At 69.7% G+C, this 15,118-nt stretch carries 18 protein-coding genes; 11 read left to right on the top strand and 7 right to left on the bottom strand.

The annotated features are described in order from the left end of the window. Nucleotide 1: 1 nt before the first annotated feature. Nucleotides 2-568 (top strand): hypothetical protein, encoded by a 567-nt coding sequence (locus O3W51_RS27640; protein WP_138354396.1) that lies wholly within the window; start codon nt 2-4, stop codon nt 566-568. A gap of 264 nt (nt 569-832) precedes the next feature. Here O3W51_RS27640 and O3W51_RS27635 read toward each other — a convergent pair whose 3' ends face one another. Then, complete coding sequence (locus O3W51_RS27635; RefSeq protein ID WP_198357564.1) at nt 833-1,474, bottom strand: class I SAM-dependent methyltransferase; 642 nt, start codon at nt 1,472-1,474, stop codon at nt 833-835. A gap of 83 nt (nt 1,475-1,557) precedes the next feature. After that, on the bottom strand, nt 1,558-2,625 hold the full coding sequence (locus tag O3W51_RS27630; protein WP_198357563.1) for an NAD(P)/FAD-dependent oxidoreductase: 1,068 nt from the start codon (nt 2,623-2,625) through the stop codon (nt 1,558-1,560). A gap of 82 nt (nt 2,626-2,707) precedes the next feature. Between O3W51_RS27630 and O3W51_RS27625 the strand changes: the two genes are divergently transcribed. Both O3W51_RS27625 and O3W51_RS27620 read left to right on the top strand, forming a co-directional pair. Further along, nucleotides 2,708-3,304, top strand: coding sequence for a helix-turn-helix domain-containing protein (locus O3W51_RS27625; protein ID WP_198357562.1), 597 nt, complete (start codon nt 2,708-2,710; stop codon nt 3,302-3,304). 204 nt (nt 3,305-3,508) lie between these two features. After that, nucleotides 3,509-4,096, top strand: a complete 588-nt coding sequence (locus O3W51_RS27620) for a hypothetical protein (protein WP_164293856.1) — start codon at nt 3,509-3,511, stop codon at nt 4,094-4,096. Nucleotides 4,097-4,179: 83 nt separating this feature from the next. Here the strand turns inward: O3W51_RS27620 and trxA are convergent, their stop codons facing one another. Next, nucleotides 4,180-4,515: a thioredoxin gene (trxA, locus tag O3W51_RS27615; protein ID WP_138354391.1), complete on the bottom strand. Its 336-nt coding sequence runs from the start codon at nt 4,513-4,515 to the stop codon at nt 4,180-4,182. Nucleotide 4,516: 1 nt separating this feature from the next. Further along, nucleotides 4,517-4,948 carry a MerR family transcriptional regulator gene (locus O3W51_RS27610; RefSeq protein ID WP_138354390.1) on the bottom strand — a complete coding sequence of 144 codons (432 nt, stop codon included), beginning with the start codon at nt 4,946-4,948 and terminating at the stop codon, nt 4,517-4,519. Nucleotides 4,949-5,142: 194 nt separating this feature from the next. Here O3W51_RS27610 and O3W51_RS27605 point away from each other — a divergent pair, with 194 nt between their 5' ends. The 5 genes from O3W51_RS27605 (at nt 5,143) to O3W51_RS27585 (ending at nt 11,353) form a co-directional block, all read left to right on the top strand. Further along, a complete protein-coding gene (locus O3W51_RS27605) occupies nt 5,143-5,538 on the top strand; it encodes a DUF805 domain-containing protein (protein WP_232485109.1) in 396 nt (131 codons plus the stop codon). 401 nt (nt 5,539-5,939) lie between these two features. Beyond that, nucleotides 5,940-9,266 carry a GH92 family glycosyl hydrolase gene (locus tag O3W51_RS27600; RefSeq protein WP_138354389.1) on the top strand — a complete coding sequence of 1,109 codons (3,327 nt, stop codon included), beginning with the start codon at nt 5,940-5,942 and terminating at the stop codon, nt 9,264-9,266. 141 nt (nt 9,267-9,407) lie between these two features. Next, complete coding sequence (locus tag O3W51_RS27595) at nt 9,408-10,193, top strand: DeoR/GlpR family DNA-binding transcription regulator (RefSeq protein ID WP_138354388.1); 786 nt, start codon at nt 9,408-9,410, stop codon at nt 10,191-10,193. A 111-nt stretch (nt 10,194-10,304) separates the two neighbouring features. After that, nucleotides 10,305-10,682, top strand: coding sequence for a DUF4406 domain-containing protein (locus O3W51_RS27590; RefSeq protein ID WP_232485108.1), 378 nt, complete (start codon nt 10,305-10,307; stop codon nt 10,680-10,682). Next, nucleotides 10,679-11,353: an NUDIX domain-containing protein gene (locus tag O3W51_RS27585; protein ID WP_138354387.1), complete on the top strand. Its 675-nt coding sequence runs from the start codon at nt 10,679-10,681 to the stop codon at nt 11,351-11,353. Before O3W51_RS27590 ends, O3W51_RS27585 begins: the two co-directional genes overlap by 4 nt. Nucleotides 11,354-11,380: 27 nt before the next feature. Here O3W51_RS27585 and O3W51_RS27580 read toward each other — a convergent pair whose 3' ends face one another. Next, nucleotides 11,381-11,896, bottom strand: a complete 516-nt coding sequence (locus tag O3W51_RS27580; RefSeq protein ID WP_269287643.1) for an ATP-binding protein — start codon at nt 11,894-11,896, stop codon at nt 11,381-11,383. Nucleotides 11,897-12,095: 199 nt separating this feature from the next. On the opposite strand from O3W51_RS27580, the gene O3W51_RS27575 reads away from it, so the two are divergent. The 3 genes from O3W51_RS27575 (at nt 12,096) to O3W51_RS27565 (ending at nt 13,678) form a co-directional block, all read left to right on the top strand. Then, nucleotides 12,096-12,779, top strand: coding sequence for a TetR/AcrR family transcriptional regulator (locus O3W51_RS27575; RefSeq protein WP_187145151.1), 684 nt, complete (start codon nt 12,096-12,098; stop codon nt 12,777-12,779). A 109-nt stretch (nt 12,780-12,888) separates the two neighbouring features. After that, nucleotides 12,889-13,011: a hypothetical protein gene (locus tag O3W51_RS27570; RefSeq protein WP_269287642.1), complete on the top strand. Its 123-nt coding sequence runs from the start codon at nt 12,889-12,891 to the stop codon at nt 13,009-13,011. Between the two features lie 151 nt (nt 13,012-13,162). After that, nucleotides 13,163-13,678, top strand: coding sequence for a DinB family protein (locus O3W51_RS27565; protein WP_269287641.1), 516 nt, complete (start codon nt 13,163-13,165; stop codon nt 13,676-13,678). Here O3W51_RS27565 and O3W51_RS27560 read toward each other — a convergent pair. Together O3W51_RS27560 and O3W51_RS27555 are read right to left on the bottom strand one after the other, a co-directional pair. Then, nucleotides 13,574-14,530: a DUF3626 domain-containing protein gene (locus O3W51_RS27560; protein ID WP_187145150.1), complete on the bottom strand. Its 957-nt coding sequence runs from the start codon at nt 14,528-14,530 to the stop codon at nt 13,574-13,576. The genes O3W51_RS27565 and O3W51_RS27560 overlap by 105 nt on opposite strands. After that, nucleotides 14,520-15,095, bottom strand: coding sequence for a GNAT family N-acetyltransferase (locus O3W51_RS27555; RefSeq protein WP_138354383.1), 576 nt, complete (start codon nt 15,093-15,095; stop codon nt 14,520-14,522). Before O3W51_RS27555 ends, O3W51_RS27560 begins: the two co-directional genes overlap by 11 nt. Nucleotides 15,096-15,118: the final 23 nt, after the last annotated feature.

The raw sequence follows: 15,118 nt of genomic DNA, 5'->3' as shown, positions 1-15,118 counted from the left end.
GATGGAACTCGACCGCCTGCTTCCGGTCCACGACTTCCGCTCCTGTTTCACCCGGCACATCGCGGCGGACCCGGCCACCGTATGGCGGGCCCTGCTCGACGTCACCGCCGAGGAACTCCCCGTCTCGCGCCGGCTGATGCTGCTGCGGACGACCGGCCGGAACCGGCTCAAAGGCCCGTTTCTCGACACGTTCCCGACGCCGACCCTCAGCACCGTGGAGGGAGCGGAGCTGGTCAAGGGCATGGTCGCCAAGTTCTGGCGGCTTCGGCCCCCGTCCGCACCGATCGAGCCGGGCGACGCCGATGCCTTCGCCCGATTCGCGGAGCCGGGGTGGGCGAAGGCGGCCATGAGTCTGCGGGTGGTGCCCGACGGTGACGCCACCGTCGTCTCCTTCGAGACCAGGGTGCGGGCCACCGACGCCCGCTCGCGACGGATCTTCCGCCCCTACTGGCTCTTCATCCGGCTGGGCGGTGCCGCGTTCATCAGGCTCGAGGTGCTGCGCGCCGTCGCGCGCCGGGCCGAGCGTACCGCCGCCGAGGCCGCCGATGCCGACGGAGCCTCCGGCTGAACGGCTCATCGGCATCGCTGACGTGACGGCTCGTTCGCGAACGCTCAGGGTGAGGTCGAAAACCCGCCGGATCGCAGCGGACTGCGACTGTTCCATGGACCCATGGCCTTTCGAACGAACACCACCGAACAGGGGTGATGGGTGTCCTGAGCATCGCGGTGCTGATCGCGCTGACCGTCCTGCTGCCGCCGCTTCCCGCTGTCCAGGTGACCCGGCCCGTCGGCACCTACCGACGGGGGCGAGGCGAGTCCTACGGGCAGGGGATCACTGCGCCAAGCGCCGGAGCTTCAGGGTGTTGTCCGTGCGGGTTGCGGGCTGCCCGTCGGGACCGGTCATCCCGCTCTCGTGGACGTCCGCGAGGAGCACCTCCCACTGCCCGGCCGGGAGATCGAGGTCCGCGAAGACCTCTTCAGATGTGGGGAAGTGCGGGGCGTGACCCTTGTCGGCCACCCAGGAAGGGGATCCGGCGTGCCCGACGACCAGCAGCACACCGCCCGGGGCGACGGCCGCCGCGGCGCTGCGCAGGATCTGCTCCCTCGGCATCGTGACGGGCGAGTGCAGGAAGTGGGCGGAGACCAGGTCGAAGGCGCCGATGGGGAACGACACCGCCAGATCGCACCGCTGCCAGTCGATCCGGTCGGCCACACCCGCGGCCGCCGCATGCTCGGCCCCTCGCTCCAGTGCCTTCCGGGAGATGTCGACGGCGGTGACCTTCCAGTTCTGCTGCGCCAGCCACAGCGCGTCGGCTCCCTCCCCGCATCCGAGGTCCAGGGCGCTTCCCGGGGTCAGTCCGGCCGTTTCGCGGACCAGGGCGGCATTGGGGTTGCCGCTCCAGATCCGGTCGCTGGAACCGTAGCGGGCGTCCCAGAACTCTTCGGCGGAGGCGTGGTCGAGGTGATCGGTCATCGGGGCATCCTTCGTCAGATCTGCGGTGTCGTTGGGGATGGTGCGTAGCTGGGCCGAATGAGTTCGGATCCGGTGGGGCCGGATCACAAGCCGTGCCGGCGGTCGCCGAGAACGCGTTCGCACACCTCGCGCTCCACCTGCGGGGAGAAGGGGGCGCGACGGGCGGCGACGGCCCGGTCGGTGTCCTCGGCCGTCAGGTCGGCGTTGATCGCCGAGCCCGCTCGCACTCCTGCGGCAGCGGATCCGATGACCTGCTCGAACAGGCCGGTGACGTTGCCGGCCACCCACACGCCGGGCACCGCGGTGGCGCCCAGAGGATCGGCGGCGATGTAGCTGCCGAGCACCTGGCCGCCCATCTCCTGCTCGGTGATCTCGAGGCCGAGGCCGGCAAGGATCGCCGAGCGGGCGGTGAGTCGCGGGGTGATCGCGAGCGCCTGGCACGCGACCTTCCGGCCGTCGGCCATCCGCACGCCGGAGAGCCGGTCGTCGCCGCCCGTCATCAGACCGGACACCTCGCCGGTGACGACCGTGATGTCGCGGGCGGCGAGCTTCTCGTACTCCTCGTCACCCGGTTCCGGCGCGGTGTGCAGGAAGAGAGTGACGTGGCTGCTCCACTGCCGCCACATCAGTGCCTGGTGGACGGCGAGGGGACCGGTCCCCAGGATGCCGATCCGCTGGTCGCGTACCTCCCATCCGTGGCAGTACGGGCAGTGCAGCACCTCACGCCCCCACCGTTCGGCCACACCGGGGACCGCGGGCAGCTCGTCGACCAGGCCCGTGGTGACCAGGAGCCGCTGCGCCAGGACCGCGGTCCCGTCGGCGAGGGCGACGCGGAAGTCCCCGCCCGGGCGGCGCTCGGCGGTCGCCGCGGTGCCCGACACGATCTCGCCGCCGTAACCGATCACCTCCTGGCGGCCGGCCGCCAGGAGTTCCCCGGGTGGTGTGCCCTCGCGCGCCAGATACCCGTGGACGCCGTCCGCCGGGGCGTTCCGGGGCTGTCCGGCGTCGATCACCAGGACCGACCGCCGTGCGCGGGCCAGGGTCAGTGCTCCGCTCAGTCCCGCGGCGCCGCCTCCGATGATCACGACGTCGTAGCGCTGTTCCTCGTCCAGGGCAGCGGTGGTCGTCGTCTGCTGTGCGTGTGTCGTCATGTCGCTCGCCTCCGTTCACCGCGATCGTCATCCCATCGGCACCCGCTTGACAAAGTTTCTTGCCGGGATGGCAAATGGATATATGGCAGACGACGACATTCCCGGTGTACTGACCGCGGTGGGACCCCGGCTGCGGGCGCTGCGGCACGACCGCGGCACCACGCTGGCGCAGCTGAGCGAGATGACCGGCATCTCGCTCAGCACCCTCTCGCGCCTGGAGTCCGGGAAGCGCAAGCCGACCCTGGAGCTCCTGCTGCCGCTGGCCAAGGCCCACGGTGTGGCGCTGGACGAACTCGTCGGCGCGCCGGACACCGGCGACCCCCGCATCCGCCCCCGCCCCTTCACCCGGCACGGCCAGACCTTCGTGCCCCTGACCCGCCACCTCGGCGGGCTGCACGCCTACAAACAGATCCTCCCGGTGGGGACCGGTGCCGACGTCCGCCCCGAGCAGGGGACGCACGAGGGCTACGAATGGCTCTACGTCCTGTCCGGCAAGCTGCGACTCGCCCTGGGCGATCACGACCTCGTCCTCACCGCCGGCGAGGCCGCCGAATTCGACACCCGCACCCCGCACGGCTTCGCCAACGCCGGAACGTACCCGGTCGAGTTCCTCAGCCTGTTCGGAGCACAGGGCGAACGCATGCACGTACGAGCCCGCCCCACCGCTACGGACGGGTGAGTGGGGCCGGCGGGCAGGCAGAACCGGCTTTCCGGGCTACCCGAACTCTGGAAATAACATTCCAGGAGGCGGTTGATGACCGAATATCCGCCTTTCTCCGTACCTCTCCTGGTTTTTTGTGTCACGGACTGGCAACTATGAGTACTGGGTGACATGTGGGGCGAGATGCTTCAATCCTCAACCTTTTGAGACCTTGGGGGCATCGTGTCGTATCAGCAACCACAGGGCTGGGGCCAACCTCAACAACCGCAGGCGCCGCAGGCACCACCGGCCAGGCGCAAGAGGAACGGCTGCCTGACCGCCTTCATCGCGGTCGCCGCGTTCTGCGTCGTGATCGGCGTGATCGCCGCAGTGGCCGGCGGGGGCAAGAAGGACAGCAACGACAAGGCCGGCACTCCGACCGCGTCCGCACCGGCCGCAGCACCCGGTTCGCAGAAGGCCGCGACGACCGGGCAGGCGACAAAGCCGCCGTCGAAAGCTCCGGCTGCCGAGACGAAGGCCGCCGCGGAGACCGTGACGTACCTGGTGGAGGGCAGCACGGCCGAGGTCACCTACGGACCGGCCGGGTCGAGCTTCTCGGGGAAGGTGCCGTTGAAGGTGACGAAGCCGCTGGGGACGCCCATGTACTACTCGATCACCGCGCAGTTGCAGGGTGGGGGCCACGTGAAGTGCTCGATCCTCGTCAACGGCAAGGTGATCTCGAAGGCCGAGGCGTCGGGTAGCTACAACATCGCCATGTGTCAGATCAGCCAGGACTTCGGGGGCGACGGCTGGGTGAACACCAACGGATGACCGGCACACCGGCAGCCCCCGGCCGTGCTGCACGGTCGGGGGCTGCCGGCGTACGGGCGGGGAGCGCCCGGCGGCCGGGACGGTCAGTTGAGGATGTCGTCGAGCTCCTGGAGGAGCCGCCGCTTCGGGCGGGCTCCGACCATCGACTTCACCGGCTGCCCGCCGTTGAAGACCATGAGCGTCGGCATCGACAGCACGCCGTACGCCGCCTGCGTCTCCGGATTCGTATCCACGTCGAGCAGCACCACCTTGAGCCGGCCCGCCTGCTCCTCGGCCACCGCCTCCAGCACCGGGGCGATCATCCGGCACGGTCCGCACCAGTCCGCGGTGAACTCCACGAGCACCGGTCCCTCGGCCGCCAGCACCTCCTCGGCGAACGTCGCATCCGTCACCGTGGCCAATCCTGTCGCCTGCGCCATCTCAGCTCCTCTTCCCCTCGTTGTCCGGGTATCCGGCCCATTCGCACCGCGGCGGTGAGCTCTCCGGCGCCTGCGCGGTGGCCTCCACCTCCGCGCGCGCCAATTGCGCCCCGACCTGCTCGCGCACCTCGCGCAGCCGCGCGATGACGTCGTCGAGCTCGGCGAGCTTGCGCCGGTAGACGTCCAGCGAAGCGGGACATGAGTCCCCCTCCGGATGTCCGGCACGCAGGCATTCGACGAAGGGGCGGGTCTCTTCCAGCCCGAAGCCGAAATCCTGCAGCGTGCGGATCTGCGCCAGAAGGCGCAGATCGTCCTCGCCGTAGGACCGGTATCCGTTCCCGGCGCGCCGCGCGGGCAGCAGCCCGAGCGACTCGTAATACCGCAGGGCGCGGGTGGTCACACCCGCCCGTTCCGCCAACTCACCGATCCGCATACGCCGACGGTAGACCTTGACCCTGACGTCAACGCCAGACCGTCGGCACGACCACTTCAGCCGGCCAGAACGGACCCGGCACAGCGCTCCCCCGCACCTCTCCGGCCCGGCGGGCAACTGCTTGACCTGCGGACTTCCGCCCCATAAATTCATTTCTTTGGCTTGGCCCGCACGGACAGGCTCCATCGCTGTCCTTGGAGGACCCCATCAACTGGTACCTGGAAGCACTCCGGAACCATCTGAATTTCCGCGGGCGCGCACGCCGCAAGGAGTTCTGGCAGTTCTACCTGGTCACCATGATCATCAGCTTCGCATTGCAGGTCGCCGAGTCGTCGCTCGGCGCCGGCCCGTACCTCTCCACGGCGTACGGCATCGCCGCCCTTCTGCCGTGCATTTCCGTGATCTGGCGCCGACTGCACGACACCGACCGGTCGGCCTGGTATCTCCTTGCGGGCGTCATTCCGCTCGTCGGCTGGATCTTCTTGCTCATCTACCTGGTGAGCGACAGCAAGCCCTACACGAACGCCTACGGCCCGTCCCCCAAGCCCGTCCCGGCGCCGGGCTACGAACGGTTCGAACCCGCGCGATAAAGGCACCCCAGAACGGGGAAATGACTCCCGTGCAACGGCGATTGCATTACCCGGCGGCGTTGAATTCGCCGCTCTCTTCATTGCTCCGAATACCAGGCACCGGCGCCCACAGTTGCGGCCAACCACCGCCCTGACATGCCCTCTTGACTGCCGCGCTTCTGTACGTTCTGCACCGAATGCGTGCACGCGCACCCCCTATCGGCGACCCACCGGTGGCCCGACTCGGTTGGTGGCAGGCCTTGTTGACTTTCCCTCAGGGGGCGGCTTCACTATTTGTTGATCCGGTCTGACAACGTTGTCAGTCGGTGGACCAACAGTTCTGGACAGTTCACAACTCTGCCTTCGGTAAGTGCGCACGTATGTCACCTAGAAGATCCCCAATCGTCTCCTGGAGCCACGTGATGACACGATATGGGCGCACTGGCGCGCCCGTCCTCCGTACCGCTGTGGCCGCGTTCTCCGCGGCCGTTCTGGTGGCGCTGCCGGTTCAGGCGCTCGGCGCCCCGGCGGCGCACGCGGCCGGACTCGTCGACGATCCCGCCTCGCTGGTGAACCCGATCATCGGAACCTCCGGAGCGGTCGACACCTTCCCGGGCGCAGACGCGCCGTTCGGGATGGTCCAGTGGAGTCCGGACACGACCCCGCACCGGCCCGACGGCGGCGGCTATGAGTACAACGACAAGAAGATCTCCGGCTACAGCCTGACGCACCTGTCCGGGCCCGGATGTCCGGCCGCCGGCGATCTGCCCATTCTTCCGTTCACCGGTGCGTTGACCGGCGACCTGGCCGCGACCTCGGTCGGCTTCGACCACGCCAAGGAGACCGCGCAGGCCGGCTACTACGCACTCACCGACGGCTCCGGCGTGAACACCGAACTGACGGCCACCGCCCGCGCCGGCATGGGCCGCTTCACCTTTCCCAGCGGCTCCGACGCCCATCTCCTGCTCAAGCTGAGCGGCGGCGCCACCAAGATCGACGGCACCCGGGCGCAGATCGTCAACGACCATGAAGTGACCGGCGCGATCGACAGCGGCCACTTCTGCGGCGCGAACAACACATACACCCTGCATTTCACGATCAGCTTCGACCGGCCGTTCAGCAGCAGCGGCACCTGGGTCGGCAGCACGGTCGACCCGAACGCCAAGGCGCTGAAGCTGGGCGCTCCCCAGCAGCAGCTGCCCGCCGCCACCACCCGGGCGGCCACGCCCGGGGCGCACTTCACCCTCCCGTCGAAGCAGCGGCCGACGACCCACGGCGGGGCCGGCGCGTCGAAGGTGAAGGCCCCCTCCAACCCGCCGGTGGTCGGCGCCAACGGCGTCTATCTCGGATTCGACACGTCGAAGTCCGCGACCGTCACCGCGAAGGTCGGCATCTCGTACACCTCGGACGCCAACGCCGCGGGCAACGTCGCGAGTGAGATCCACGGCTGGAACTTCAACACGGTCCGGCAGGCCACGCACAACGCGTGGAACCAGACCCTCGGACGGATCAGGATCGGCGGCGGCAGCACCGACCAGCAGACCCAGTTCTACACCGCGCTCTACCACTCCCTGCTGCACCCCAACGTGTTCTCGGACAGCAACGGGCAGTACATGGGGATGGACCGGCAGATCCATACGACCGCCAGAGGTCACGTCCAGTACGCCAACTACTCGGGCTGGGACACCTACCGGTCGCAGACCCAGCTGATGGCGATGGTCGCTCCGGCCGTGACCTCCGACGTGGTCACGTCGATGCTCAACGGCTACCACCAGATCGGGATCCTGCCCAAGTGGGCGCAGAACAACGGTGAGAGCTATGTGATGGTCGGCGACCCCGCCGACGGCATCATCGCCGGCGCCTACGCGTTCGGCGCCCGCGGCTTCGACACCGGGGACGCGCTGACCGCGATGACGTGGCAGGCCACGCACCCCAACGGCGACCGTCCGGGCCAGGCCGTCCGCGACGCCAAGGGCTATCTGCCGATCGACAACAGCACATGGGGCTGCTGCAACTTCTACGGGCCGGTCTCGACGCAGTTGGAGTACGACAGCGCGGACTACGCCATCGCCGCCTTCGCCAAGTCCCTCGGGAAGAAGGACCTCTACTCCACCTTCGCCGGCCAGGCGCAGGACTGGCAGAACGTCTTCAACCCGCAGACCGGCTACCTGCAGGCGAAGCTGGCCAGCGGCGAGTTCGCCGCCGGCTTCACCCCCGGCACGTCCAACGGGTTCGTCGAGGGAACCTCGGCGCAGTACACCCCGATGGTCCCGTTCAACCTCCAGGCGCTCATCCAGTCGCGCGGCGGGGCCGCCGCCTACAGCAGCTATCTGGACGGCCTGCTGTCCGCTCTCACCGAGCCGGACAGCACCCACGCGGATCTGAGCAACGAGCCCAGTGTGGAGATCCCCTGGGAGTACGCCTACCTGGGCCGGCCCTGGAAGACGCAGAAGGCGGTGCGGGACGTGCAGCAGCAGCTGTACTTCAACGCCCCCGTCGGTTCCTTCGGCAACGACGACCTGGGCGCCATGTCGTCCTGGTACGTCTGGTCCGAGCTGGGCATGTACCCGGAGACCCCCGGCACCGACACCCTGGTGCTCGGCAGCCCCGTCTTCCCGACCGCGAAGGTGACCCTGGGCAACGGTCGCACCGTGACGATCAACGCTCCCGCCGCGGCCACCGGCAGCCCGTACGTACAGGGGCTGAAGGTCAACGGCGCGGCGTGGAACAAGCCGTGGACCAGCTTCAGCAAGCTGTCCGGCGGCGCGACCCTCGACTACACCCTCGCGGCCACCCCGAACACGTCCTGGGGCTCGGCGGCCGCCGACGCACCGCCCTCCGACAGCACAGGACAGCGCGACGTCATCGCCGCGACCGGGCCGTCCGGCGCCGGGCTCGTCCTGGCACCGGGCGCGAGCGGGACCGGGACGCTGAACCTGGCCAACATCTCCGACAGCCCGGTGACCGTCGCGTGGACCGCCACGCCGCCGAGCGGTGTCACGATGGCGACCTCCAGCGGCACCCTCACCGTCCCGGCGCACTCCCCGGCCGAGCAGCAACTCCAGGTGACCGCGGGAAGTACCGAGGGCGCCTACTCGATCCCGATCAGTCTCACCGGCAGCGACGGCGGCACCCTTCCGTCGACCGCGCTGCACGTGGCGGTGGCCGCACCGGGTGCGCTGTGGCCGTACGCGACCGGGACCGGCGTGTACCCCGACGGCAAGACCTTCGGCGGCGGCTTCGACGAGCAGGGCTGGGCCTACTCGCAGAACGCGCTGGACGCGGCCGGAGTGAAGACGGGCGGCACCGTGACGGCCGACGGCATCGCCTACCCCTGGCCGGGCGGCAGCGGCAAGCCGGACAACATCGCGGCCGCGGGCCAGACCATCCCGGTCGCCGCCCCGGCGAAGGCCACCGCGATCGGCTTCCTGGGAGCCGCGATCAACGCCCCCTCGAAGGGCACCAGCGGCGCGGTGACCGTCACCTACACCGACGGCTCCACGGAGAAGGTCACGCTGGCCATGTCCGACTGGACGCTGAACGCCGGGGGGAGCACGCCGCTCCCGGGGACGACCACGGTCGTCGGGACCCCGTACCGGAACGTCGGCGACGGATCCAAGGACATGGTCGGAACGTACCTGTTCAGCAGCAAGCTCCCGCTGACCGCGGGCAAGCAGATCGCCGGCGTCACCCTGCCGGTGACGGCCGACGGCACGCTGCACCTGTTCGGGATCGGCTTCACCGGCTGACCGGGACAGAGCGAACGGCCTGAACCGGGGCGGACGGCGAGCACTCCCGCCGTCCGCCCCGGCACGTTTCCCCCTGGCCAGGCTCAAGCGTATCTCACATTGATCTACCAAAACGAACACACTCATGTTAGAACTGGGGGCATGAGTACTGCGAACCGCCTCGACGTCACGCTGCGCCTGGTCCAGGGGGCCGAGCGGATGGGGGTCGCCGAGCTGGCCCGGCGGCTGGGCGTGTCGGAGATGACCGTGCGCCGGGATCTGGACGAGCTGGAACGCCAGGGGATGGTGCGCAGGGTGCACGGCGGCGCGGTCGCGGCCGGTCTCCCCGAGCAGGGCTCCGGCTTCGCGGCGCGTGAGCCCTGGCAGGCCGCCACCAAGGACCGGCTGGGTGCGGCCGTGGCCGAACTGGTGGAACCGGGGCAGACCGTACTGCTCGACGCGGGCACCACCACCGTGCACGTCGCCGGGCATCTGATCGCGCGGGCACCGTTGACGGTCGCGGTCCTCAGTCTGCAGGCGGCCGTACGGCTGGCGGACCAGCCCGGCATCCGGCTGCTCGTGCTGGGCGGGGAATCACGTCCGGGCGAGCGGTCCCTGATCGGACCGCTGGCGTTGCGGGCCGTGGACGGACTGGCCTTCGACTGCTTCGTCATGTCGATCGGCGGCGTGCACGCCGATCACGGCTGGTCGGAGTTCTCCCTGGACGACTGCGCGGTCAAGCAGACCGCGCTGGCCCGCGCCAGCCGCACCGTCGCGGTGGCCGACGCCACCAAGCTCGGGGTGCAGGCGTTCAGCCGGGTCGCCCCGCTGAACGCCGTGGACACCTTCGTCACCGACGCGGCCGGCGACGACCCGGACACGCACCCCGGCGGACCCGCCACGCTCGCCGCACTGCGCGACGCCGGCGTCCGCACCCACCTGATCTGACCGGTCCCGATCCGCCCAGGTCCGATCCGACCGGGTCCGCCGCTCGCGCCCACCGCACAACGGCCGACGCACCGCCTCTGCCGTACCACACGTACCGACGAAAGGCGCCTGATGCCCGCCCCGTTCCACCCCTTGATGATCCTGGTCGCCGGCCCCTACCGGTCCGGCACGGGAGACGACCCGGTGAAGCTCGCCGCCAACGTCCACGCCATGAACCAGGCCGCCCTGACGTTGTTCCGGGCCGGGCACCTGCCCGTCACCGGTGAGGCGCTGGCCCTGCCGCTGATCGAGACCGCGGGTTCCGCCGGCATCGGCGACCCGGCGTTCGACGAGATCTTCCATCCCGTCGCGGAGCGCCTGCTGGCGAGGTGCGACGCCGTCTGGCGCATCGGCGGACCTTCCGCGGGGGCGGATCTGATGACCAGCCAGGCCGAAGCGCTGGGCAAGCAGGTCTTCCACCACCTCGACGAGATCCCCGCCGCCCGATGACGGCCGGCATCGACACACCCGACCGACGTGGCCGGACCCGGCTGGACCAGGACGGCCTCGACCTGACCGGCAATCCCCGGGTCGTGGTCCGGGACGTCAGGCTGTTGTCCTGCCACTGGTACGTCCTGCGCACCACCACGTTCGACTACCGGCACTCGGACGGCCACTGGAGCACCGAACAGCGTGAGACGTACGACCGTGGCAACGGCGCCACCGTACTGCTCCACGACCGCGACCGTGGCACCGTGCTGCTCACCCGCCAGTTCCGTTACCCCGCCTACGCGAACGGCCACCCGGACGGCATGCTCCTGGAGACCGCCGCCGGCCTGCTCGACGAGGACGGCCCCGAGACGGCGATACGGCGCGAGGCCGCGGAGGAGACAGGGCACACCATCGGTGCGGTGGAGCATGTCTTCGACGTCTACATGAGCCCTGGATCGGTCACCGAACGCCTGCATTTCTACGCGGCGCCGTACAGTTCCGCGACACGCGACACGGGTGGCGGCGGACTGGCGGAGGAAGGCGAGGACATCGAAGTCGTCGAACTCCCCTTCACCCGGGCCCTCGACCTGATCCGGTCCGGCGACATCGCCGACGCCAAAACCATCATGCTGCTTCAATGGGCCGCGCTGGACGGCCCATTCGCCCCGGGTCATCGGCAGGAAAGTTAATTCCGGACCCGCCCGTCCGGCTGTCGCTCATTTCAGGGGCTTCGCGCCCTTGAGCTCGAACCAGACGGATTTGCCGCAGTCGGTGAGGTCCACACCCCAGTCGCTGGCGAGTTGGTCGACCAGGGCGAGGCCCCGGCCGAATTCGTCGTCGGGACGGGCGTTGTGCAGCCGGGGAAGCAGCCTGCTGCCGTCATCGATGTGGCAGCGCAGCGCATGGCCGCCCCGGGCGGTCAGATGGATGGGGCCCGGCGCGTAACGCACCGCATTGGTGACCAGTTCGCTGACGAGGAGTTCCGCGGTATCGGTGAAATGCTCCATCCCCCATTGCCGCAGCACCTGGCGGAGCGCCGACCGGGCCTGGCGACACGCCGTCGGCGTACGGGGCAACGGCCAGGGGCCACCCGTCAGGAGATCCTGCCGCGGCACCATCGGCAGGGACCGGTCCTGGTGCAGGGCTGGGCCTTCATAATGCCGCCCACTACCCAGCTGCCCCAGCAGATCTGCTTCGGCGGGGGCGCCCGTGGAAGGGCGAGGTCGGCGCATAAGGGCCTCCACTGGGCCCGGGACGCCCTCGCGTGGGCGGCCGGGACACGGGATGGGGCCACTTCCCAAGGGGGAGTGGGTCGTGCCGAGTACGGGATACCTATGCGTACTCAAAAGATCTTGACGGTTTCACCGCACAGGGCAGCATTACCGCGAAGTAAAGCCTATGTCGACTTTACCGTGGAGTAAAGTGCCATTCATGATCGATGCGGGGAGCGCCACGCCATCACCTGAAGATCTCTCCGTAACCGGACGGCCACGCATACGCGCGGCCTCCCATTCCAGAGAAGCGCACATGCTGGACGCCGCATGCGTCATCTTCGCGGAGGCAGGCTATCTGGCCGCCACCATGGAGGCCATCGCCGCGCGCGCCCATTCCACCAAACCGACGCTGTACGCGCATTTCGGAAGCAAGGAAGACCTCTACAAGCGCTGCAGCGAACGGGCCGCGGAGACTCTTGCCCGGCAGCTCTTCGATGCCCAGGTCGCGGCGGAGCGCCTTTCGCTGGAACACCAGGTGCGCGCCGGAACCCTCGCATTCTTCGACTATGCCGCCGCGCATCCCCATGAGTTCCGCCTCCTGTTCGGCTCGGAGGCCTCGGGCACCGTCCCGGCCGCCCGGCACCGGCTGATGACCGCCGCCACCGACCGGATCGCCCACCTGATCAGGGAGTTCGCGGCATCGCACGGGCAGCCGCCGTGGGGGGCCAGCGCGACCTTGTGCGCTTCCTTCATCGTCGGTCTCGCCGTGGAGGGCGCGCGGTGCGCTCTCGGCACCGGCTCGCTCAGTCCGCGGCTGGCCGGCGAGTTCGCGACGTCGTTCACAGTGGCCGCGCTGCGGCACATCGACATCTCCCTGGCCGCGGCCGTCGACACCGAGTGACCGCCCTCGGTGCGGCCCGCCGGTGAGTGCGGGCCGCACCGGCGGGCGCCCGGGGCCCAGACCTCGGGCCGGGCCGGCCGTGATGGCGATGCCGAGGGCGAGGGGTGCGATGGACAGAGCCGCGTTCTGCGGGGACAGCCCCAGCGGTCCCCGCAGGAAGACCGACAGGACCAGCATCAGCCCGGTGAACGAGGCGAAGAACGCCACGGCGACCAGGATCCCGCCGGTGTAGCCGCGGTTGCGCAGCAGGCCGGGGTGGACCAGCGGCGACGGCCGGCGGAGCTGGTCTGACGCGGCCGGCCGGATCCGTCCGGCGGAGAGCACCGGTACGCCCGGGAAACTCCCGTGCGCCCGCGCCGGGGGCTGCGATACCGTCGGCGCCCATGACTCCTTCTCCCCGCATCCGCCCTCCCTACGACGCCGACGAACGCACCCAACTGGTGGGCTGGCTCGACATGCAGCGCGCGATCATCCGCTGGAAATGCGAAGGCGTGTCCGAGGAGGACGCCCACCGGTCGGTCCTCCCGACCTCTCCCCACATGACGATCGCGGGCATCGTCTCCCACATGCGGTGGGTCGAGCACTGCTGGTTCGAGGTCCTGCTGCTCGGCAGGAAGGCCGAGGGTCCGCAGTTCGACGACGGGCCCGAGGATGCCGACATGATGGTCGACGACATCCCCCTCGCGCAGTTCCTGGCGGAATACGAGCGCAGTTGCGAGGTGTCCAACGAGATCATCGCGTCCCTTTCGCTGGACACGGTGGGCAAGCACCCGGACTTCGGCGCCGCCGCCGCGTCACTGCGCTGGATGCTCCTCCACATGATCGAGGAGACCGCCCGGCACGCCGGCCACATGGACACCGTCCGGGAGCTCGTCGACGGCGAGAAGGGCTACTACTGACCGGTGTGACGGCCGGAGGGGCGCGCCGAAGCGCGCCAGGCAGTGCCAGACCTTCTTGAGCGCCTGGGCGTCGTAGCGGCCGGTGCGGGCCGCGTCTCCGATGATCCGGGGATCGAGCCGGCCGTCGACCGCGATGGCGGCGCCCAGATCGACGTACTCCTGGCCGCGGAAGTCCGGGTGGCGCCGCAGGTTCTCGACGGTGAGCCGGAAGCCGCCGTGCCATTCGACGGGACACGGCAGCCGCGCGGCCTCGGCCTCCACCTCCGTGCCGCGATAGCTGGGATCGAGGACCAACGCCTCCACATCGCGGTCGAGCAGGACCGGCCCGTGGATCTGCGCCTCGACATGGCCGTCCAGGGCATCCAGCTTCCCGGCCGCGGCCAGTTCGACGAGTGCGCAGCTGGTGGCGACGCCGAAGTCGGACGGCTCGGTGGAGCTGTCCGGATAGCAGAACGTGGCCCGGGCGACGGCCTCGGCGGTCAGCCGGAAGTGCGAGGAGCCGAATCGCGGTGCCGCACCGATGTGCTCGTGACGGAAGTTGAGCGCGCCATAGACCGGGCGCTCGTGCGCGGCGGCATCGTCGTAGGCGCCGCCGAAGATCAGGCTCTCCCAGCGCCACCGGTCCCCGCCTGGGTGGGCGGTCAGGCCGCCGTTGCTGGTGCCGGTCACGAACTGCGAGGAGTAGACGCCGTCCTGCGCCAGTCGCCGCAGAATCGGCAGTCCGCCTGTCCACCGGTCGGGGTGGAGGTTCATCGTCACGCGCAGCCCGGCGTCGAGCGGTCCGCCCGTGGACCGGGCAGCGACGTGCCGCAGGGCTCTCGCCTGCGGCGACCTGGGTGTATCAGCGCTCATCCGTGAATTCTGCGCGAAAGCCGTCCGCCGGCGCATCCGGATTGAACGGCCTGTCGGCGAGCAGTCCGTAGAGGAGATCGTCCGTCCACTCGCCCTTGATCCAGGTGAACGCGGGGCGCCGCCCCTCCAGTTGGAACCCCAGCCGTTCCAGCAGCTGGGCCGAACTCACGTTGCGGGCATCGCACTCCGCCGACATCCGGCGCAGACCGCCGGCGAACCGGTCCTGCAGCACGGCGCTCACGGCTTCGGTCGCGTATCCGTGGCCCTGCCGGTCGCGGGCGAGGGTGAAGCCGAGGTCGGCCTGCATGAGGTTCTCGTTCAGGTTCACCCCGACATCGCCGATCAGACAGCCGTCCTCCTTGAGCTCGATCGCGTACTGGAACCAGCCCGGCCGGGTCGGATCGTCGCTGAACTTCGCGATGAGCGCGTCCGCCGACTCGGCGGACACCGGGGCGGACCAGCCCTGATAGCGGGCCACCTCCGGGTCCGAGCGGTACACCGAGAGCGCCGGCGCGTCGGCGGGCCGGAAGTGGCGCAGGCGGAGCCGGGGCGTGTCGAGAAGCATGCGAGGAGGATCTCATGGGGTGC

Origin of the sequence: Streptomyces sp. H39-C1, assembly GCF_027158125.1 — a bacterium.
Lineage (GTDB): Bacteria > Actinomycetota > Actinomycetes > Streptomycetales > Streptomycetaceae > Actinacidiphila > Actinacidiphila fildesensis.
This window is presented reverse-complemented; position numbering and strand designations above follow the sequence as displayed.